The 20,224-nt window shown below is 56.6% G+C and carries 23 protein-coding genes; 8 read left to right on the top strand and 15 right to left on the bottom strand.

The window, feature by feature from the left end; all coding sequences use genetic code 11:
• Positions 1-206: 206 nt before the first annotated feature.
• Positions 207-920, top strand: coding sequence for a GAP family protein (locus BN4275_RS09695; RefSeq protein ID WP_066457385.1), 714 nt, complete (start codon positions 207-209; stop codon positions 918-920).
• A gap of 50 nt (positions 921-970) precedes the next feature.
• Here BN4275_RS09695 and BN4275_RS09690 read toward each other — a convergent pair whose 3' ends face one another.
• The 7 genes from BN4275_RS09690 to BN4275_RS09660 all read right to left on the bottom strand — a co-directional run bounded on the left by BN4275_RS09690 (position 971) and on the right by BN4275_RS09660 (position 7,764).
• The gene (locus BN4275_RS09690; RefSeq protein WP_066457381.1) at positions 971-2,653 is read right to left on the bottom strand and encodes a sensor histidine kinase; all 1,683 of its coding nucleotides are present in this window, start codon (positions 2,651-2,653) and stop codon (positions 971-973) included.
• A gap of 20 nt (positions 2,654-2,673) precedes the next feature.
• On the bottom strand, positions 2,674-3,354 hold the full coding sequence (locus BN4275_RS09685) for a response regulator transcription factor (protein ID WP_066457379.1): 681 nt from the start codon (positions 3,352-3,354) through the stop codon (positions 2,674-2,676).
• Between the two features lie 83 nt (positions 3,355-3,437).
• On the bottom strand, positions 3,438-4,097 hold the full coding sequence (gene phoU, locus BN4275_RS09680; protein ID WP_066457374.1) for a phosphate signaling complex protein PhoU: 660 nt from the start codon (positions 4,095-4,097) through the stop codon (positions 3,438-3,440).
• Between the two features lie 24 nt (positions 4,098-4,121).
• Positions 4,122-4,877: a phosphate ABC transporter ATP-binding protein PstB gene (gene pstB / locus BN4275_RS09675; protein ID WP_066457372.1), complete on the bottom strand. Its 756-nt coding sequence runs from the start codon at positions 4,875-4,877 to the stop codon at positions 4,122-4,124.
• A gap of 5 nt (positions 4,878-4,882) precedes the next feature.
• Entirely contained in the window at positions 4,883-5,770 is an 888-nt protein-coding gene (gene pstA / locus BN4275_RS09670; RefSeq protein ID WP_066457370.1) for a phosphate ABC transporter permease PstA, read from the bottom strand.
• Positions 5,771-6,658, bottom strand: coding sequence for a phosphate ABC transporter permease subunit PstC (pstC, locus tag BN4275_RS09665; RefSeq protein WP_066457364.1), 888 nt, complete (start codon positions 6,656-6,658; stop codon positions 5,771-5,773). It lies immediately after the preceding gene.
• Positions 6,659-6,831: 173 nt separating this feature from the next.
• Positions 6,832-7,764: a substrate-binding domain-containing protein gene (locus BN4275_RS09660; RefSeq protein WP_066457362.1), complete on the bottom strand. Its 933-nt coding sequence runs from the start codon at positions 7,762-7,764 to the stop codon at positions 6,832-6,834.
• 651 nt (positions 7,765-8,415) lie between these two features.
• On the opposite strand from BN4275_RS09660, the gene BN4275_RS09655 reads away from it, so the two are divergent.
• Together BN4275_RS09655 and BN4275_RS09650 are read left to right on the top strand one after the other, a co-directional pair.
• A complete protein-coding gene (locus BN4275_RS09655) occupies positions 8,416-8,616 on the top strand; it encodes a 4Fe-4S binding protein (RefSeq protein ID WP_066457360.1) in 201 nt (66 codons plus the stop codon).
• Positions 8,613-9,182, top strand: a complete 570-nt coding sequence (locus tag BN4275_RS09650; RefSeq protein ID WP_066457358.1) for a hypothetical protein — start codon at positions 8,613-8,615, stop codon at positions 9,180-9,182. The genes BN4275_RS09655 and BN4275_RS09650 overlap by 4 nt, the downstream gene beginning before the upstream one ends.
• A gap of 91 nt (positions 9,183-9,273) precedes the next feature.
• Here BN4275_RS09650 and dinB read toward each other — a convergent pair whose 3' ends face one another.
• Entirely contained in the window at positions 9,274-10,518 is a 1,245-nt protein-coding gene (dinB, locus tag BN4275_RS09645) for a DNA polymerase IV (RefSeq protein WP_066457356.1), read from the bottom strand.
• A 169-nt stretch (positions 10,519-10,687) separates the two neighbouring features.
• On the opposite strand from dinB, the gene BN4275_RS09640 reads away from it, so the two are divergent.
• From BN4275_RS09640 to rbr, 4 genes are all read left to right on the top strand, one after another.
• Complete coding sequence (locus BN4275_RS09640) at positions 10,688-11,371, top strand: YczE/YyaS/YitT family protein (protein ID WP_066457353.1); 684 nt, start codon at positions 10,688-10,690, stop codon at positions 11,369-11,371.
• 133 nt (positions 11,372-11,504) lie between these two features.
• On the top strand, positions 11,505-12,092 hold the full coding sequence (locus BN4275_RS09635; RefSeq protein WP_066457350.1) for a GNAT family N-acetyltransferase: 588 nt from the start codon (positions 11,505-11,507) through the stop codon (positions 12,090-12,092).
• A gap of 68 nt (positions 12,093-12,160) precedes the next feature.
• Positions 12,161-12,994: an Mrp/NBP35 family ATP-binding protein gene (locus BN4275_RS09630; protein ID WP_066457346.1), complete on the top strand. Its 834-nt coding sequence runs from the start codon at positions 12,161-12,163 to the stop codon at positions 12,992-12,994.
• 87 nt (positions 12,995-13,081) lie between these two features.
• Entirely contained in the window at positions 13,082-13,621 is a 540-nt protein-coding gene (gene rbr, locus BN4275_RS09625; RefSeq protein ID WP_066457342.1) for a rubrerythrin, read from the top strand.
• A 56-nt stretch (positions 13,622-13,677) separates the two neighbouring features.
• Here rbr and BN4275_RS09620 read toward each other — a convergent pair whose 3' ends face one another.
• Both BN4275_RS09620 and BN4275_RS09615 read right to left on the bottom strand, forming a co-directional pair.
• Positions 13,678-13,887 carry a helix-turn-helix transcriptional regulator gene (locus BN4275_RS09620; protein WP_066457339.1) on the bottom strand — a complete coding sequence of 70 codons (210 nt, stop codon included), beginning with the start codon at positions 13,885-13,887 and terminating at the stop codon, positions 13,678-13,680.
• Between the two features lie 3 nt (positions 13,888-13,890).
• Positions 13,891-14,286 carry a hypothetical protein gene (locus BN4275_RS09615; protein ID WP_066457337.1) on the bottom strand — a complete coding sequence of 132 codons (396 nt, stop codon included), beginning with the start codon at positions 14,284-14,286 and terminating at the stop codon, positions 13,891-13,893.
• Positions 14,287-14,528: 242 nt separating this feature from the next.
• Between BN4275_RS09615 and BN4275_RS09610 the strand changes: the two genes are divergently transcribed.
• The gene (locus BN4275_RS09610; RefSeq protein ID WP_066457335.1) at positions 14,529-15,695 is read left to right on the top strand and encodes a M20 family metallopeptidase; all 1,167 of its coding nucleotides are present in this window, start codon (positions 14,529-14,531) and stop codon (positions 15,693-15,695) included.
• Positions 15,696-15,751: 56 nt separating this feature from the next.
• Here BN4275_RS09610 and BN4275_RS09605 read toward each other — a convergent pair whose 3' ends face one another.
• The 5 genes from BN4275_RS09605 to BN4275_RS09585 all read right to left on the bottom strand — a co-directional run bounded on the left by BN4275_RS09605 (position 15,752) and on the right by BN4275_RS09585 (position 20,143).
• Positions 15,752-16,321 carry an ANTAR domain-containing response regulator gene (locus BN4275_RS09605; protein ID WP_066457333.1) on the bottom strand — a complete coding sequence of 190 codons (570 nt, stop codon included), beginning with the start codon at positions 16,319-16,321 and terminating at the stop codon, positions 15,752-15,754.
• 35 nt (positions 16,322-16,356) lie between these two features.
• The gene (locus BN4275_RS09600) at positions 16,357-17,676 is read right to left on the bottom strand and encodes a glutamine synthetase family protein (protein WP_066457331.1); all 1,320 of its coding nucleotides are present in this window, start codon (positions 17,674-17,676) and stop codon (positions 16,357-16,359) included.
• Positions 17,677-17,748: 72 nt separating this feature from the next.
• On the bottom strand, positions 17,749-18,474 hold the full coding sequence (locus BN4275_RS09595) for a GltB/FmdC/FwdC-like GXGXG domain-containing protein (protein ID WP_066457330.1): 726 nt from the start codon (positions 18,472-18,474) through the stop codon (positions 17,749-17,751).
• A complete protein-coding gene (locus BN4275_RS09590) occupies positions 18,474-19,703 on the bottom strand; it encodes an NAD(P)/FAD-dependent oxidoreductase (RefSeq protein ID WP_066457324.1) in 1,230 nt (409 codons plus the stop codon). Before BN4275_RS09590 ends, BN4275_RS09595 begins: the two co-directional genes overlap by 1 nt.
• On the bottom strand, positions 19,700-20,143 hold the full coding sequence (locus tag BN4275_RS09585; RefSeq protein WP_066457322.1) for a 4Fe-4S dicluster domain-containing protein: 444 nt from the start codon (positions 20,141-20,143) through the stop codon (positions 19,700-19,702). The genes BN4275_RS09590 and BN4275_RS09585 overlap by 4 nt, the downstream gene beginning before the upstream one ends.
• Positions 20,144-20,224 lie beyond the last annotated feature (81 nt).

Below are 20,224 nucleotides of genomic sequence, written 5' to 3'. Positions count from 1 at the left end.
ATGGCAGGGAACTGAATCAGCCGGATCGCCGCGGCCGCCGGGCCGCGCGATACAAAACCCGGAAAACTTTTGAAACATATCGTCAGGCCTGTGGATATGACAGGCCTGACGATTTTTCTTTTCCCCGGCGATCCGGCCCGCACCAAAAAAGCCAAACCGCCATAGTCTGGTTTGAGGTGGATTTTCGTAGTAAAGGAGCCGTACCTATGTATTCGATTTTTGCAATCGCAATTGCGGCCGCCGTCGTGGACAGCCTGAACCCGGTGGCGATCGCACAACAGTTTGTGCTGCAGGGACTGGCCCGCCGCCGGCAGCATATCTGGTTTTACATCAGCGCCACCTTCTTTACAAATCTTCTGGGAGGCCTGCTCGTCTATTTCGGCGCCGCGGCGCTGCTGAGAAGCTTCCTCGCCGACTTCTTCACCCGGCATCTCGCGCTTCTGCTTACGGCGGAGCTGCTTTTGGGCATCGTCCTCATTGTCGCCACCAGCCATATCTTCACCAGCGAAAAAATTCGCGCGCTCGAGGACGATCTGGCCGCGCTTAAAGGTTCCCCACCCCCTGAAAAGCAGAACCGGGAACATCATGTCGGGCCGGCGTCCCTGTTTGTGCTCGGCAGCGTGGCCACCCTCTGCGAACTGCCTTCGGCGCTTCCCTACTTTGCTTTTCTGGCCGTGCTGCTCACCCACGCCCTCCCCATCTGGCTGATCGTGACGATCCTTGTGGTCTATAACCTCATCTATTCCGCGCCGCTCATGCTCATGTATCTGCTCTATGTCCGGTGCCAGGACCGTTTTGACAGTCTTTACCGGTGGTTCACCTGCAAAACCAACCGCCTTCTGAAAATCCTCACGCCGCTCGTCACTGGCGGCGCCGGGGTATTCCTCATCTCCCATGCAATCACCGGCATGCTGGTATGAAGTAAAAAGGCGGCTTCCCTTTGGGAAGCCGCCTTTTTACTTTTACCTGTCTATTGCAGCGGGATGCGCGCCGTAACCGTGGTGCCCGCGTCCTGCGCGCTCACGAGCGAAATGGTCCCGCCGTGCCGCTCTACGATATGCTTCACGATCGAAAGCCCCAACCCGGTGCCGCCGGTCTGTTTCGAGCGGGATTTATCCACCCGGTAGAAACGCTCAAAAATCCGCTCCTGATGTTCCTTCGGAATTCCGATTCCGGTGTCCGACACGGTGAGCACCGCACAGTCCCCCTCCCGGCGCACGCCGATATCCACCCGGCCGCCCGGCCGATTATATTTGACGGCATTTTCCGCGAGGTTATAAACGAGCTCCTCAAGCATGCGCGCATTGCCCTGCACGGTAAGCGGCCCGCCTCCGGCGGCAATCGCCACCTGTTTTTGCTCCGCGGTAAAAGCGAGGGTATTTACCACACTGTCCGCCACCGCTTTGAGATCGACCGGCTCCATATCCGCCCGGCCGTCCTCCTCGATCCGTGCGAGACGGATGATGTCGTCGGTGAGGGTGATCAGACGGCTTGCCTCGCGATAGATGCGGCCGGCAAATTTTTTCACGTCCGCCTCCTGCCCCACCATGCCGTTTTCGATCATCTCCGCAAAGCCAGATATCGAGGTGAGCGGGGTTTTGAGCTCATGGGAAACGTTCGCGGTAAAATCGCGGCGTATCTTCTCCGCCTTCTGCTGCTCGGTCACGTCCATGATGAGCACGATCGCGCCGCAGACCTCCCCGGCGTTCAGCACAGGGCTTGCAAAAATGTGGCAGGCGCGCCCGTCGCAGTCGACAACCACATCGGCGCTGGCCCCGGCAAGCGCCCTTCCGACACATTCGTCCATTTCCACGCCGCGCGAAAGATTGAGCAGGTTCTTTCCGGTGTAATCTGCGCTTTTGGCCCCAAGCAGGGAGATTGCGCTGCGGTTGACCGAAAGGATCGAACGGCCTCTGTCCAGAAGCACCAGTCCCTCCTTCATGTTTGAGGTAATCGTCCGGATGGTGTCCCGCTCCTCGCGCAGATGCTCCATCTGCTGGCTGATCAACCGGTTTTGTTCCCGGATTTTTACGAAAAACGGCTCGAGTTCCTCATAGCCTTCGAGGGTATCGGTGTTCCCGATGTTCTTCGCGAGCTCTTCGATCGGGCGGAGCATCCGCCGGGTCAGCCGCGACGCAATCGCCATACCCGCCACCAGGATAACCAGCACGATCCCCGCAATCAGCGGGATGATGCTCACAAATACGGCGCCGATGCTGCGCGTCTGGTTCGAGACGCGCAGCACGCTGCCGTCCGGAAGCTTTTCCGCATAGTAGAACGAATCCAGCCCCATCGTTTCGGACCGGCGGATGTCTTCACCCTTTCCGGTTTCAAGCGCCGAGGCAATCTCCGGACGGGACAGGTGGTTTTCCATCTTATTGGAATTGTTGTCGGTGTCAAAGAGCACCGTGCCGTCCGGCGCGATCATTGTGACGCGGAAGCTCTCAAGACGCAGATCCAGACTGTCCAGGTAATCAGCTGCGTTTGGCGCGGCATAGGTGATAGATCTTGCAATCAGGTTATATTCCTGCCGCAGATCGGTCTTTGCCTGCCGGACAAGCAGCCCATAGACCGACCAGAGGGTCAGCGCCATGGTGAGCAGCACAAGCAAAATCGAGGTGGCGCACAGACTCCAATACATTCTTCTTTTCACGGGTGATCCCCCTGTCTTTCTTAAACCGAAACCTTATAACCCACGCCGCGCACGGTTTGGATCAGCGCGCCGCATGCGCCGAGCTTCTGCCGCAGCGATTTGATATGCATATCCACCGTGCGGCTTTCGCCTTCATAATCAAATCCCCACACCCGTTCCATGATCTTTTCCCGGGTGAGCACAATCCCCTCATTGCGCAGAAGGTAACTGAGCAGCTCAAATTCCTTATAGGTCAGCGTAACCGGCTCCCCCTGTGAGGTGACGGTGCGCCGCTCCTCATCGAGGGTGATCCCCCCGCAGGAAACAAGCGCGATATTCTCCTCGGGTTTCACGCGGCGCAGCACCGCCCGAATGCGTGAGATCAGTTCCATAACCCCGAACGGTTTGGTTATGTAATCGTCCGCACCGAGGTCAAGCCCCTTCACCTTGTCGTATTCGGTGGCCTTTGCGGTCAGCATGATCACTGGCACCTGCGACGTGCCGCCGGACTCCTTCAAGCGGCGCAGGATGGCAAGGCCGTCATCGCCCGGCAACATGATGTCCAGCAGCACCAGTCCCGGGGAGCGCTGTTTCACCGCCACCCAAAAGGGTTCGGCACAGTCAAAGCCCTGCGCTTCAAACCCGCTGCTCGTGAGGGCGTACAGGATCAGTTCCCGGATGCTCTCGTCGTCTTCCACCAGATAAATGCGTGTCCCTGCCATACCGCATAAACTCCTTTGCTCATGTGATCCGCCCGCTCCGCGGGCTTCCAGCGCCATCTGCCGCCAAAGGCGGCCATCCGGGTTTAATCGACCGGATGGTCCCCGACATGCTCGCCGGTGATCGAAAAGACCACCCATTCGGCAATATTCGTCGCATGATCGCCGATCCGCTCAAAATATTTCGCCACCATGATGAGGTCGATCGCCTGTTCGCCATTCGCCGGGTCCTGGCGGATGAGGCGGATCAGGTCGTCCTTCACCTCGATGAAGAGATTATCCACCACATCGTCATATTCGATGACCGCCTGTGCGAGCGCCATGTCGCGGCTGACGAAGGCGTCGATCGCTTCTGTGACCATTTTGATGGTCGCCTCGGCCATCTGCGGGATGTGCTCGAGCGAGTCGATATATTCCTCATTGATGAGCCGGATGGTGATTTCCGAGATATCCTGCGCCTGGTCACCGATGCGTTCCATATCGGTGATCATTTTGAGCGCGGTGGAGATGAGCCGCAGGTCGGCGGCGACCGGCTGCTGCTGCAAAAGCAGTTTCATGCAGCGGTGTTCAATCTCCTTTTCCTTTTCATCCACTTCGGAATCGAACTGAATCGCTTTTTTCGCAAGCGCGAGATCCTTTTCCAGAAGCGCTTTGACCGCGTCACGGATGGCGCTTTCCACAAGCTGGCCCATCTTAATCAGTTCGGTATTTAAAAGTTCCAGTTCCTTGTCAAAACGGTTTCTCATGGCTTTTCCCCTTTTCCAGTTTTCTCATCCGAACCGGCCGGTGATGTAATCTTCGGTTCGCTTGTCTCCCGGCATCGAGAACATCCGCTCGGTGTCGCAGAACTCAACCACCTCGCCGAGCAGGAAGAACGCCGTCTCGTCCGAGATGCGCGTGGCCTGCTGCATATTGTGGGTCACGATAATGATCGTGTATTTCTGCTTCAATTCTAACACAAGGTCCTCGATTTTAGAAGTGGAAATCGGATCGAGCGCGCTGGTCGGTTCGTCCATCAAAAGAACCTCCGGGTCGACCGCCAGCGCGCGGGCGATGCAAAGCCGCTGCTGCTGGCCGCCCGAAAGCCCGAGCGCCGATTTTTTGAGCCGGTCCTTGAGTTCGTCCCAAATCGCGGCGGAACGCAGGCTCTGTTCGACGATCTCGTCGAGCTTGCCCTTTGAGCGGATTCCATGGGTGCGCGGGCCATATGCGATATTGTCGTAGACGCTCATCGGGAACGGGTTTGGCTTCTGAAAGACCATGCCGACCCGCTTGCGCAGCGTATTGATGTCCATATCTCCATAGATATCCTCCCCGTCAAGCGTCACCTTCCCGGTGATCCGGCAGCCCTCCACCAGATCGTTCATCCGGTTAAGGGATTTGAGCAGGGTGGACTTCCCGCAGCCGGAAGGCCCGATAAAAGCGGTGATCGTCTTTTCCCGAAGCCGCAGGTTGATATCCTTGAGCGCCTTAAAATCGCCGTAATAAAGGTCGAGATCCTCGATTGCAAATTTGATACCGTTCATGGATATTACCCCTTTGTCAGTCGTTTCGCGATTACCGCGGACAGCGTGTTGATCAGCAGGACGGTCACCAGCAGAACGACCGCCGTGGCGTAAGCCTCGTTTGTGTGGAGCCCTTCGCTTGAGAGCACGTACATATGGATGGCCAGCGTGCGTCCGGACGCCATCAGCGATCCGGGGATCTGCGCCACCGTGCCGGCTGTGTAGATGAGCGCGGCGGTCTCGCCGACAATGCGCCCGATAGCCAAGATGATACCCGCCAGGATACCCGGCACTGCGGACGGCAGTACAATTTTAAAGACCGTGCGAAGTTTCCCCGCGCCAAGCCCGAAGCTGGCCTCGCGGAAGGAATCGGGCACCGATTTGAGCGCTTCCTCGGTGGTGCGCATGATGAGCGGCAGGATCATGATTGCCAGCGTGCAGGCGCCCGCGATGAGCGAGAAACTCCAGTGCAGCGCTGTGACGAAAAAGAGCATGCCAAAAAGCCCATAGACGATCGAAGGGATTCCGGAGAGGGTTTCGGAGGTGATCCGCACCAGTTCGACCACCTTGTTGCCGCGTTTGGCATATTCCACCAGGTAAACGGCCGTGAAGATCCCAAGCGGCGCGGCAATGAGCAGCGAAAGAAAGGTCATCTGCACCGTTGTGACGATCGCAGGAAAGAGTGAAACGTTCTCCGAGGTGTAGGTGAGCTCAAAAAGGGAGGGCGTTAGGTAAGGGACGCCCTTGGCCAGGATATAAACGATGATGTAAAAGAGGACGAATACCGTGATGACCGCCGCAAGCGTCACCAGCAAAAAGAGGAGCAGCGAGAGCGGATGCGCCAGATAGTCCTTGCATTTTCGGGCAATGCCGACCCGGTTGATCCCCCGGACCGCGTCTTTCTGTCCCGCCATTTATCCCATCCTCCTTTTGAGCACCGAGAAAGTCAGATTGATGAGCAGGATGAATACAAACAGCACTACGCCGGTCGCAATCAGCGCTTCCCGGTGCAGCTCGGCGGCGTAGCCCATCTCCAGCACGATGTTCGCCGTCAGAGTGCGCACCCCCTGAAAAATATTCTGCGGTATGCGCGGCTGGTTGCCCGCGATCATCACGACCGCCATCGTTTCGCCAATCGCCCGGCCGATGCCCAGCACGATACCCGCCAGGATACCGGATTTTGCCGCTGGAAGAACCGCGAAGAAAGCGGCGCGCTCATGGGTCGCGCCAAGCGCCAGCGCGCCTTCATAATAACTGCCCGGCACAGCGCGCAGGGCGGATTCTGACACGCCGATGATGGTGGGCAGGATCATGATACCCAGCAGGATCGAAGCGGTCAGGATGCTGCCTCCGTTATCCACCTTCCGAAAGACGCCCGCCTGCTGGAGCGCCCGTCCAATGGTGCGGATTTCCGGCACCAGTACGACCATTCCAAAGAAGCCGTAGACGATCGAAGGGATGCCCGCCATCAGTTCCACCGCGGGTTTTAAAACCGCATGCAGCTTTTTGGGACAGAAATATGCGAGATAGATGGCTGTGAGGATTCCAACCGGCACGCCGATCAGGATTGCTCCGGCGGTCACATAGATGCTGCCCAGGATCATTGGGAAGATCCCAAAAGATGCGGGCACATCGGACGGCGCCCATTTTTCTCCGAGCAGGAAGTCGAACACGCCGATCTTTGCCATCGCGGGCAGGCCGTTCGCAAAAAGGAACAGACAGATCAGCAGCACCGCGATGATCGAAGCCAGTGCACAGATCAAAAAGAGGATCTCCATCGCTTTTTCTTTGAATTTGTTCATTGTAACACCCTTTCCGGATTTTGGCCGCCGCTTTGGGAAAAGGGGCGGATTTTTGTCCGCCCCTTTTCGGAAGGAAAGAAAAGAAAAAAAGCGCTCGCTTTCAGAGGAATTCTTTCGAGGGTGTCCGGCCGCCGTCGCTCCCACGGCGGCCGGACACAGGAGGTTGGTCCTGTTTACTGGGCGTCGGCCCAGTCGATGATTTCGCCGGTGAAGATGCCTTTGATCTGCTCACTGGTCAGGTTCTCAACCGGATTTTCCGGAGAAACCACAACCGCGATGCCATCGTTTGCAATCGCCAGGCCGACAAGCTCGGCGGATTCGGTATCTTTGAGCCCGCGGGAAGCCATGCCGATGTCGCAGGTGCCGTCGATCGCGGCGGTCATGCCCGCAGTGGAGTCACTGGTCTGCAGTTCGATCTCAGCGCCGGCATTGACCGCTTTGTAGGCTTCGGCCAGCTTTTCCATAACCGGGGAAACCGAGGAGGATCCAGCGATGACCAGACGGCCCTGGGGCTTGTCACCCGCATAGGCGGCGGCGTCATCCGCAACCGCGATGTAGCCGGCGTCAACTACGATCTGCTGGCCTTCTTTTGACATGATGAAGTCGATGAAATCCTTCGCAAGGCCAGTGGGCTCGCCTTTGGTGGCGATGTTAAAGGGACGCGCGACCTTATAGGTGCCGGCTTTGACATTTTCGGCGTTCGCTTCCACGCCGTCAACATTGACCGCTTTCACGGTGTCATTGAGCGAACCGAGGGAGATGTAACCGATCGCGTTCGGGTCGCCCGCGACGTTGGTCATAACCACGTTGGTCTGGCTGGCAATAACCGCATCCTGAGTGGTGTGGTCGGTCTTTGTACCGTCCGCGCCCTTCTCCTCAATGCCCATCAATTCGATAAACGCGCCGCGGGTACCGGAACCGGGTTCCCGGGAGACAACGGTGATCGGGCCTTCCATACCTTTGGGCGCTTCGGAAGAAGCCGGGGCTGCGGAGGAAGCGGGCGCCGCGGGGGCGGTGCTCGAAGAAGGCTCATCGGAGCCGCCGCATCCGGCGAGCAGCGAAAGGGACATCATTGCCGCAAGTGTTATGCCAAGAATTCTTTTCATAGTTTTTCACCTTTCTTATTTCATGTAAAATTCATTGCTGTTTTGTCGTACAGATTCTCTTTTGTACGAGTGCTATTATAGTTTTACATTGTAAAGTCACAAGCTCAGCTCTGTAAAATCCACGTAAAATTCGTCAAAGCGATGAATATTTCTCTTTATATTTGGGCAATCCGTCCAACGTTCAATTTTACGAAACAGTTTAGTCAGATTTTTCCCCGTTAAAAGTCAAAAATTCTTCAAACGGGCTTCATAGAGTCCCGCTATACTGTAATCACACCAAAGGAAAGGGCCGGTGATGCCGATGCAGCAATAACCCTGAAAACTCTCTTTTTTAAGCGTGATACCATTTTATCCCTCTCATCACAACCATCATTTGCCGCCAAACATGCGGATACAATCCTTGGCTGTCCGCAAAAGCCATGGATTTATGATTATCACTGTTCATCCGCCGGATGGTCGGAATACCGGTCCGGCGGGTTGGACAGGCCAAAAAGTCAACGGCGCGGATTACACGCGCTTTCTATAAAAAGCGGCCCGCTTCAGATTAGATCTCCGAAGCGGGCCGCTCCTCATTTCTGTGACCTGGTCACAGAAATGAGGGCATAGGCTGTGGTATGCTGGTTTCAGCATAAAGAAAAGGGGAGTCATCTCATGGCAAAACGGCTGGCCAATATCAATCCGGATCGGTGCGTAGCCTGCGGCGCCTGCATCAAAATCTGCCCGTGCGCGTCCCTTTCGGTTCCGCGCGGCATCGTCGCCACAATCAGTGAAGCGCTCTGTATCGGGTGCGGCAGGTGCGCCAAAATCTGTCCTGCCGGGGCAATCGCTGTCAAGGAGGTGGAAACCGCGTGAAAAAATCCAAAAAATGGTACGATTTTCTCTGGGTCGCATCTGCCGTTTATCTGGCGCTCGGGTTTTTCAACATCCTGTTCGCGTGGCTGGGAATGATCTGTTTTCTGGTGCCGCTTGGCTTCGCGGTTTTCGGCGGTTCAAAAGGGTACTGCAATCGTTACTGCGGGCGCGGCCAGCTCTTCGAACTGCTTGGCAGCCGCCTGTCCCGCAACCGCCCCACCCCCGGCTGGATCGGAGCCAAATGGTGGCGCTACGGCTTTTTGACTTTTTTCCTTTTGATGTTTATCAACATGCTTTTTTCCACCTGGCTGGTATTTTCAGGCAGCCGGAACCTGCATGAAACGGTCACCCTGCTCTGGACCTTCCGGCTGCCCTGGCATTTTGCCTACCAGGGAACTGCGGTCACACCGTGGGTGGCGCAGTTCGCTTTTGGTTTTTACAGCTTGATGCTCACCTCCACCATCCTCGGGATGGTAAGCATGCTGCTCTGGAAACCGCGCTCCTGGTGCGTCTGGTGTCCGATGGGCACGATGACGCAGGCCATCTGCAAGCTGAAAAGACACTGAAGCGGCTGAATAACCGCAACCTGCAAAGCGTCTTGGGAAACGGCTGTCCCGCCGTTTCCCAAGACGCTTTTTCGGCCCATCGATCCCGCGGTCAGGGGCCCTTGTATCCCTCCGGCAGCTCCCGGTGCCGGTCGATCCCCAGATCGTTGCCGAGTACCCCGGCCCGGCTGATCGCGCTCTTACCGAATTTGTCACGGATACCATCCACCGCGTTCTCCAGCTTTTCCTGCTTTTCGCGTGCCTGCTCATCCTGCTGCGGAGTGAAAAAGCTCAGCTGTTCGGTTTCCAACCCATCCTCCACCAGATTTGCGGCGGTGATGGTCAGCATCCGGATCGGTCTGCGCAGATCCCACGACTCCCGGACAATCGCAAGCGCCGCGTCGGACAGTTCTTTGCCCAGATGACTTGCCTTTTCAAGCGGACGCTGCCGGGTGATTGTTTTAAAATCCGGGTCGCGGATGGTCACCACCACCGTCCTGCATTTCATGCCGTGGCGCCGCAGCCGGGCGGCAACCTCATCTGCCAGCGTGAGTACGCCAAGCCGGATATCTGCCATCCCGTGCAGGTTGCGCTTATAAGTCATGCCGTTTCCGACCGATTTCATCTCCCGCGCTTCATCCGCCGGGCGCACCGGGCTGTCCTCCAACCCACAGGCATAGTCGTGCAGTGTCTCACCCATCTTCCCAAGGCGTTTTGAAAGCGCCTCCCGGTCGGCTTTCGCCAGTTCCCCAATTGTGGTGATGCCAACCTGCCGGAGGATCTGCGCCGCAGCTTTTCCCACATAGAGCAGATCGGTCACTGGCAGCGGCCAAACGATCTCCCGGAAATTCTCCCGGCTGATAATGGTGGTGGCGTCCGGCTTTTTGTAATCGCTGCCGAGTTTGGCGAATATCTTATTGAAGCTGACCCCGACCGACACCGTGAGACCAAGTTCGGCGCGCACCACCCGCCGGATCTCATCCGCGATGGTTTTGCCGTCCCCGAAAAGCCCGCGGCTGCCGGTCACATCCAGCCAGCTCTCATCAATGCCGAACGGCTCGATCTGATCGGTATAGCGCGCATAGATCGCGTTGACCAGCCGTGAATATTTCTGATACTGATCCCGATGAGGCGCCACCAGCGTAAGGCCTGGACATTTGCGCCTGGCCTGCCAGACCGTTTCGGCGGTTTGAATCTGATAACGCTTGGCCAGCTCGTTTTTGGCCAGGATGATCCCATGGCGGCTTTCCGGGTCTCCGCAGACCGCCATCGGGGTCTCGCGCAATTCGGGACGCAGGATACATTCCACCGATGCGTAAAAGCCGTTGCAGTCGCAGTGCAAAATGGTCCGATCCATCCCGCGCCTCCTTTCCATCCGTTTGACATTCGCAATTTCATTAAAATTTTTTCGGTTTTTTTGGTCATTATTTCGTTGCTATTTTCTGCTTTGGCGTGGTAAAATAAAGACGGACAAGTTTAATAAAAATATTTTTTAGAGATAAAAAACATTAGTTAGTGGTGTTGAAATGCTTCGTTCCCAGCTTTTCCGTCGTTATGCCGTCTTTTTCGCCGGGCTTTATTTCTGCGCGGCCGGCGTCGCGCTGGTCACCCGCGCGGGGCTCGGCACCTCCCCGATTTCCTCGCTCGCCTATGTGCTCACCTTTCTCTTCCCGCTGTCGCTTGGCACCTTCACCCTGCTCACCAACATCGTGATGCTTGGCGTGCAGGCGGCGATCCTCCGGCGGGATTTCGAGCTGACCCAGCTGCTGCAGCTTCCCGCGACGCTCGTATTCAGCGCCGGGATCGATCTGAATATGTATTTTCTGCGCGCAGTCCCTCTGCCAAATTATCTGTCCCAAATCGCAATGCTTCTGCTCGGATGTGCGGCGCTGGGGTTCGGTGTGGCGGTTGAGGTGGTCGCGGACGCGCTCATCCTCCCGGCGGACGGGATGGCCAAGGCGATTTCTCAAAAGTGGGGCGTCGCGTTCGGCAAGGCGAAAACCGGCTGCGATGTCACGCTTGTGATCCTGGCGATCCTCATTTCGCTTCTGGCGATGCATCATATTTCGGGCGTGCGGGAAGGCACGCTGGTCGCCGCTCTGACAGTGGGGACCTGTGCGGGCTGGTTCAAAAAGCATCTCATCTGTCTGTGCTGTGAACGCTGGCGGCTCTTTCCGGCCGCCCCGGCGGCACAGCCCGATCCTTCCTGAGCGTTCCCTTCTATTTTATCAGTACGGCGTGAAATGTGCAATCATTTCACGCCTTCTCTTTTCCCATGCGCGCCTTGTCAAGACCGCCGCTTCGTGTTAAGATAAAAGCCAGAAATCTCCAGGAGGAATTCTCATGAAAATCCGGTTTGCCGCCCCCGATGACGCCGCGGCATTGCTGCGCATCTATGCGCAGTATATCGAAACCACAATCACCTTTGAATACACCCTCCCCACCGAGCAGGCGTTTTCCGAGCGGATTGCATCCATTTCCAGCGTATATCCTTACCTGGTCTGCGAGGAAGGCGGGCGGGCCGTCGGATATGCTTACGCCCACCGGCAGATGGAGCGGGAAGCATACCAGTGGAACGCCGAACTTTCGATCTACCTTGACCCGTCCGTCACATCAAAAGGACTCGGTCGGAAATTATATGGGGTTTTAATGGAAGTTTTGAAGCTGCAGAATATCAAAACGGTTTACGGTGTGGTCACCCAGCCAAACCTGAAAAGCGAAAAGCTGCATCTCTCGATGGGCTTTACCCGGGCTGGTTTTTTCCGGAACACGGGCTTCAAGTGCGGTGCATGGCGCGACGTTGTCTGGTTTGAAAAGCAGATCGCGCCATATGAACCACAGCCTGAACCCATCCGCCCCATCCGGGAGCTCCCGCGCGAAACGCTGGAAGCAATCCTGCAACCGCATTGTGAAGGCCGATTTTCGATTTGACAAACCGTCCAGGGCGCAATATACTAATATTCGTGTGGATAATACTCCAAAAGGAGATGTACTGTTAAATGAGCGAATGTAACCACAATTGTGAATCCTGCAGCCAAAACTGCAGCGAGCGGCAGATGAAGCCGGAGGATTTCCTCGAAAAGCCCCATGAACTGAGCTGTATCCGCAAGGTAATTGGCGTGGTGAGCGGTAAGGGCGGCGTCGGCAAGTCCCTTGTCACCTCGATGCTCGCGGTGCTCCTCAACCGCCGCGGCTACAACACCGCAATCATGGACGCGGATATCACCGGCCCGTCGATCCCCAAGGCGTTCGGCCTGCATGAACGCGCCGAAGGCGGTCCGGAGGGGATCTACCCGGTCAAGAGCAAAACCGGCATCGACGTTATCTCGATCAATCTGCTGCTTGAGAACGAGAGCGATCCTGTCATCTGGCGCGGTCCGGCCATTGCCGGCGTGGTCAAACAGTTCTGGACCGATGTGATCTGGAACGATGTGGATTACCTGTTTGTTGATATGCCGCCCGGAACCGGAGATGTGCCGCTCACCGTTTTCCAGTCGATCCCGCTCGATGGGATCATTGTGGTGGCCTCCCCGCAGGAACTGGTTTCGATGATCGTGGAAAAGGCGGTCAAGATGGCCGACATGATGAAAATCCCGATTCTCGGTATTGTGGAAAATATGAGCTATGTCGAGTGTCCCGACTGCGGCAAAAAGATTCAGATTTTCGGCGAGAGCCACATCGATGCAATCGCCGCGCAGCATGGGCTCAAGGTGCTTGCGAAGCTGCCGATCAATCCCGACATCGCACAGGTCGTGGATAAAGGCGTTGTCGAGCTGTTTGAAGGCGACTGGATGGACGGAGCCGCCGACGCTGTGGAAAATTTGCAGGAATAACGGTAAAAAAAACCCGCTTCATTGTATGAAGCGGGTTTTTTTGGGCGAAACTATCCATAAAGATTCTGACAAAGGAGTTTTATGGATATGAAAGTTCTCAAAGGTTCCAAAACCGAAGCCAATCTGCTTGCCGCGTTTGCCGGCGAAAGCCAGGCCCGCAACAAATACACCTTCTATGCTGCCAAAGCCAAACAGGATGGTTTTGAACAGATCGGCCGCATTTTCGAGGAGACCGCGAATAATGAAAAGGAACACGCTGAAATCTGGTTCAAGCTGGTGCATGAAAGCATGCCCGCCACCGATGTGAACCTGCAGGACGCCGCCAACGGCGAGCGTTACGAATGGGAAGAGATGTACAAAACCTTTGCCGAGGAAGCCAAAGCCGAAGGCTTCGACAAGATCGCCGCGCTGTTCTCACTGGTTGGCCAAGTGGAAAAAGAGCATATGGAACGCTATGAAACGCTGCTCCAGAATGTCAAGAACCAGATGGTATTCAAAAAGCCGCAGCAGGTCACCTGGATCTGCCTCAACTGCGGCCATATCTTCGAGGGACCCGAAGCGCCCAAGATGTGTCCGGTCTGCGAGAAACCACAGGCATGGTTCCAGGTGCGCGCTCAAAATTATTGATATCCCCTTTCTATTCCCCCTCTTCTCCCCGGCGGGACTTCTGTCCCGCCGGGGAATTATTTTTCCGGTCCTTCGGTGAAGGTAAAAATCTCCTCCACCGTCTTGCCGAACACCCGCGCAATATCCATCGCAAGCTTGAGGGAGGGGTTGTACTGTCCTTTTTCCAGCCGGCCGATCGTTTCCCTGCGCACCTGTACCAGCCGCGCAAGCTCCCCCTGTTCCATCCCGGCGCGTGCCCGCAGTTCGCGTATCTTCGTCTTCAGCATGCCTTACTCCCCGAACCGCTCATAGTAGAGAAAGACACCGCTGCGCAGGATCCCCATGGCCACAAAGCAGTAGATCACTTCGGTGGAGGTGATTGAGAGGCTGACCTCGCCAAGCGTGAGCAGCGTAACCACGGCAGCGGCAATATAGACCAGGTTAAATACCAGGGCATCCGCCTGCGCTTCGTTTTTCCTGGCCCGTTCGTCCGATTTCTCCTTCGGAATGAGGACCTCCAGGACGATTCCCAGTCCGGCGAGCAGCGCAAACAGCATGACGAACAGCATGGTCCATGCGGGTTTTTCAATCGGCAGCCCGGCGTAGAGCAGCAGAGCGCCGATCGTGCCGGTGCAGATGAGCTCCACCTGTTTGGAACGGACGATGGAAAGGCGCGGAAGCTTCATACAGATTCCTCCAATGTGATTTATTTGTATCTTATGAGATAAATATATCACTTTAAAAATTTTCTGTCAAGCCGCACTTTCAAAAAATCCGATCAGGCTATTGCACATCTGTACCAACTCCAATCGTCCTATATACCAATTTTTCGTAGAAAACACCCGAAAAAATTGACCTTGCAGACAAAGAGTTGTATCATAGAGGTGGATATTTTCGGAGATATTTTTTGTAAGGAAGGTGTCTGACTATGAAAAATTACGCGGACTATGAGGTCATCCAGCTGACCCAACAGCTGGTGCGCCACAAGAGCACAAACCCTGGCGTTTATGAAACCGAAGTTGGAAATTTCATCTACGATTGGTGCTCCAAACTGCCGGGTGTGGAAGTCTTTCGCGATCCGTATCCGGCGGATCCCAAGCGATTCAACGTCATCGCCCATCTCCCGGGTGAAATCGAGCATCCGAATCTCGTCTACATCTCGCACATGGATGTCGTCCCCGAGGGCGAAGGCTGGAACTGTGATCCCTACGCCGCCCAGATCATCGACGGGAAAATTTACGGCCGCGGTGCATGCGACATGAAATCGGGCATGGCCTGCGCCATGATGACCCTCAAATCGCTCGCCGAGATGGGTAAAAAGCCGAAGCACTCCTTTGTGTTCATTGCCTCGTTCGACGAGGAGGGCAACGTCATGACCGGCGCGGAACAGTCGATGACCAGCGGATGGGTCCGGGCGGACAGCTGGGTCGCCGACCAGGAACCCACCAAAAAGGAAATTATTGTCGCCCACAAGGGCAAGATCTGGTTTAAAATCCACGCGCAGGGCCGCGCCGCTCACGCTTCCACCCCGTGGCAGGGAATCGATGCCATCGCGGCAATGGGCGAAGTGATCCACGGATTCCGCGAGCGAATCGAACGGTTCCCGAGCCATCCGGAGCTGGGTGATTCCACGGTTGCGTTCGGCACCATAGCGGGCGGCATCAACACGAACGTCGTTTCCGATCAGGTAGATCTGTGCATTGATGTGCGTCTCTCCCCGCCGACCACCCCACAGGATGCCATCCGCATCCTCGATGAGGCGATCGCGGACGCCGAGGCGGTTGTCAAGGGCGTAAAAGTCACTTATGACATCATTGCTCAGCGGCCCCCGATCGAGCGCGATCCGGATGCAAAACTCTACAACGCGGCCATAGATGCTTATCGGAAGGTGCTGGGTGAGGAGCCGGTCATCAATTTCTTCTCCTGCTATACCGACGCCGCGGTCATCGCGGGTTCGCTCTCGAATCCGAATACGATGTCCTTCGGACCGGGCGACCTGGGGGTCTGCCACAAGCCAAATGAATTTGTTGACTGCGAGCCGATCCTTGAAGTCCAGCAGGTGCTGTTCCAGCTTGCAAAAGACATGATATTCTGATTTTTCGCAATGTATAAGGGGCGCCGGCTTTAGCCGGCGCCCCTTATATTGTTCTTTTACACCTCGTAGGTTTTTAAAATGTTCTGCGCGATTTCGCGGCGGGTGGTGCGCATATCCATTGCCTGCTTTTCGATGTATCGGTGAGCCTGCGGTTCGGTCATATTGAGGTATTGGATGAGCGCGCACTTCGCGCGGTCGACCAAGCGGATCTCTTCAATCTTGCTCTGCAGTCTGACGTTTTCGCTCTGCAGACCCACGATCCGGTTGCGCGCCGCGCTCACCAGCTTGAGCGCCTGAAAGAAGAGCGGCCGGATGACCGGTTTTGCCACGACCAGCACACCATAATCCTCCACCCTGGCTGATACTTCGTCCGCATTTTCGTTTTTCACAAGCAGCATGACCCCCGCCGTGGTCATCTGAGAAACCGAAATGGCCAGTTCATGCCCGAATTCATCCGTCAGCGGCGTATTTACCAGGATGAGGCCAAAATCGTTATCGATCAGCATCCGGCGCGCTTCAGCGCCGGACTTTGCATAAGCTGTCTGGCGGTATCCCGCTGTCCCCAGCAGGCCGCTGAGCAGATCGGCCGCCTGCTGGGAACTGGATACGATAAAAACGCTTTCCATGCCGTCACCCCTCCAAAGAGCAATCCGCCCCTATTTTACAGCCGGTCAAACGAATGCCTCCACTCGAAACCATCCCGGTCGGCAGCGGCCTGACAGTCCCGCCATTCCTTCTTCCGCACACAGACCAGTTTCTCCACCGTCTCCTGAGGCAGCGCCCGTGACACGAAAGCGCTGGACGCCGCTTTTTCCACCGCTTCCCCCAGATCACCCGGCAACTTTTCACATTGCGCAAGCAGCGCGGCGGGCGCGGCATACAGGTTCAGATTCAACGGTTCAGGCAGCGGCAGGCCTTCCCGCACGCCCTCCAAACCCGCTTCCATCAGCAGCGCGAACGCATGGTACGGGTTACACTGCGGATCGGGCGAACGCAGTTCGAACCGGGCGTATTCCCCGTCCGCCGCCGGGATACGGATGAGTTGGGAGCGGTTCTCCCGCGACCAGCTCACATAGGCGGGCGCCTCAAAGGCGCCGAGCCGGCGGTAGGAGTTGGCCGTCGGATTGAGAAACAGGGTGATCTCCGGAATGCGGCGCATCACGCCCGCAATAAAGCTATGTGCGACCGGGCTGTGGAAATTCCCCCGGTTGGTGAACAGGTTGATCCCATCTTTAAAAAGCGACAGGTTGATGTGCATGCCGCTTCCGCTCTTGTCCGGGAACGGCTTGGGCATGAACGACGCGAACAGCCCGTCGCGCGCGGCGATGGTGCGCACCACCGATTTGAAGGTGATGAAATTGTCCGCGCAGGAGAGCGCGTCCGAATAGCGGAAATCGATCTCATTCTGGCCCGGTCCCTGCTCATGGTGGGAACTTTCCGGATAGATCCCCATCTCCTCCAGCGTCAGGCAGATTTCCCGCCGGACATTCTCCCCGCGGTCAAGCGGCGCAATATCGAGATAGCCGCCCTGATCGTGCGGGATGTTGGTGGGTTCGCCGTGTTCATCCATCTGGAACAGATAGAATTCACATTCCGCGCCGACACGCACCTCATATCCGGCCGCGGCGGCTTTTGCCACCGCGTTTTTGAGGATACTCCGGCCATCCCCTGCGAACGGACGGCCGTCCGGATGCCGGATGTCACAGTAAAACCGCACAACCCGCCCCTGCGCGGGCCGCCATGGCAGCACTGCCAATGTGCCCGGATCCGGGAAGAGGAGCAGATCGCTTTCCTCCACGTTCATGAACCCTTCGACTGCCGAAGCGTCGAAACCGATTCCCTGCTGGAATGCGCGCTCCAATTCGTTCGCCATGATCGAAATATTTTTAAGCGTGCCAAAGATATCGCAGAAGGCCAGACGCACAAACTTTACATCATTTTCTTCAACAAACCGCAGCACTTCGTTCATTGTATAATCCATAACCAAACCCCTTCCAAACCATACGCCGCTTTCTTTCTGTAATCGGTTTCCTGCAATTTTATTGTACCACGTTTAATTATAGGTATAAAGCTGTTTATATGGATTCTTGCTGTCCGGGGTCAGGACATAAAACCGGCTGTCCAAAATCTCCGCGCGGTCCTCACCAAATTTTTTGCAGAATTCGGTGACGTATGGTTCAATTTCCGCAAGATCCTGGGCGGCCGCTTCCCGCACAAGAATCCGATCAGGCAGGCTGGCCGGCGGGGCGGCGCACCGCAGAAAGATCTTTCCGCCGTGCATCCCGGTGCCGCAGAAATAACCGGTAATCGGCGTATCCGCGCTTCTCCCAAGCCCCAGCACAACAATCAGTCCGCCTGCTTGATATTCCCCCAAAAAGCTTCCCGCTACCCCGCCGATCACCATGACCGGCAGCTTTTCCCGATAGGCCTTCATATGGATGCCCGCCCGGTAACCAACATTGCCATGGATATAGATTCTGCCGCCGCGCATTCCATAACCGCTACCGTCGCCGCAAGAACCATGGATGACGATCTCGCCGCCGTTCATTGTGTCGCCGGCCGCGTCCTGTGCGTTTCCAGCGGTCGTGATCGATCCGCCGCTGAGATACGCACCCAGGGCATTGCCCGGCACGCCGGTGATGTATATTTCCCGATCTGCAAGCCCGCTTGCAATATACCGCTGCCCAATACAGTTTTCAAGCCGGATCTGCCGGTCGGCGCTTGCTCGGATTTTTTCGTTCAGCTCCTGAAAGTTCATATTTCCAACCGTGATTTTCATCAATCCAGTCCCCCCAGTTTGCGCAGGCGGTCCATTTTCGAAAAGGCCATCAGCTGCGGTTTTTCCTTAATCAGCTCAAAATCGATCGAGTTGAGCGGCGTGCGATCGCGGATAAGCGCGGTGTAGATACCCGCGCGCTCCACCGCGCCGATCAGGATATAGCCCACCAGCTTTCCGTCCCGGATGACCAGCCGTTTGTAACTTCCGTCCTGCTCGAAAACACAGCTTTCGCCTTCGCAACTGCCCGCCGTGATGATATGCAGGCCGAAGAAGCCAATCGCGTTCATCGGCATGGCGCGGTCGAATATCCTGTCGCCGCCCGCCATATTGAGTCCCGCGCATTCGCCCTGCATGTAGGCATTTGGCCAAAGCGCCAGCACCCGGTCTATGCCGGTGGTGATGTCGTGGCTTTCGGCGCAGTCGCCTGCCGCGTAGACGTCCGGCAGAGTGGTGCAGCAGCGGGTGTCGGTGACGACACCGCGGTTCACCGCGCCGCCCGCTGCGCGCACCAAATCAGTGTTCGGGCGCACGCCCACCGCGAATACGAGAATGTCGAACGGGATCACCTCCCCGCTTTTTAAAAGCGCGGTGTCCCCGGTGAGCGAAGCGATGCTGTCCGAAAGACGAAAATCCACATTCTGTGCCTCGATGTGGCGGCGCATGATCTCGGAACCGCGTTCGTCGAGGATCGACGGCAGTACCCGGTCGGCCAGGTCAACCACTGTGACTGAAGCAGCCTTGTCCGCAATACCCTCGGCACACTTGAGGCCTATGAGCCCTGCGCCCAGAATCAGCACCCGCGCCTCGGGGAACAGCGCCTGATGTAAGGCGCGCGCGTCGTCAAGCGACAGGAAGGTAAATTTCCGTTTCACCTTTGCCGCGCCCTGCACCGGCGGCACAAACGGCTGCGAACCAGCGGCAACAAGGAGCTTATCATAAAGAAGTTTCCCACCGCTTTTGAGCGCCACCTCCTTTTTATCCGGGTCGATGGCGCAGGCGGACTCGCCAAGAAGGGCCTGCACGCCGTTTTTTATATAGAAGTCGTCCGGGCGGTATTTCATCCGCTCCCCGTCGGTTTCCCCTCGCAGCAGGTAGGAGATGAGCGGCCGGGAATAGACGTGGTGCGGCTCCTTCGCGACCACTGTGATCAGGCCGTCCTGGTCTCGGGTACGGATCGCTTCGACCGCGCCGACGGCCGCCGCCGAATTTCCGATGATGACATATTTCATCCACGCGCGCCCCTCTCTTCATACACAATCGCCTTGTTTGGGCATCCCTTGACGCAGGCAGGCTCTCCCGCATTGTTTTTGGTGCAGAGCTCGCATTTCTGGATCGCGCGGTGGTCGCTTGACGGCATAATGGCGCCATACGGGCAGGACATGATGCAGGTGTAACAGCCCACGCATTTTTCCTGCCCGATGGTGATGACTCCGCCCTCAATGGTGAGCGCGCCGGTGATACAGCCCTTGACGCAGAGCGGTTCGTCGCAGTGGCGGCAGGAAACCGCGAAGCTGATGTTCCCACGCTGTTCGATCTGGATGCGCGGGTTGATCGTGATATCCTTGAGCGCCTTCACCATATCGTCCTGCCCGGAGTTGGCGAACGCGCAGTAGTATTCGCACAGATGGCACCCGAGGCACCACTTTTCGTTGACATAGATCCGTTTCATAACCCAGCTCCTATCCCCTCGGTTTTCTCAATCCATTTTCTTTCTTTTTTCTCCCGCAAAAAAGAAAGAACCAAAGAAAAA

Source organism: Anaerotruncus rubiinfantis (assembly GCF_900078395.1).
Lineage (GTDB): Bacteria > Bacillota > Clostridia > Oscillospirales > Ruminococcaceae > Anaerotruncus > Anaerotruncus rubiinfantis.
Note: the sequence above shows the minus strand (reverse complement) of the source record. Positions and strands in the feature narration are given on the sequence as shown.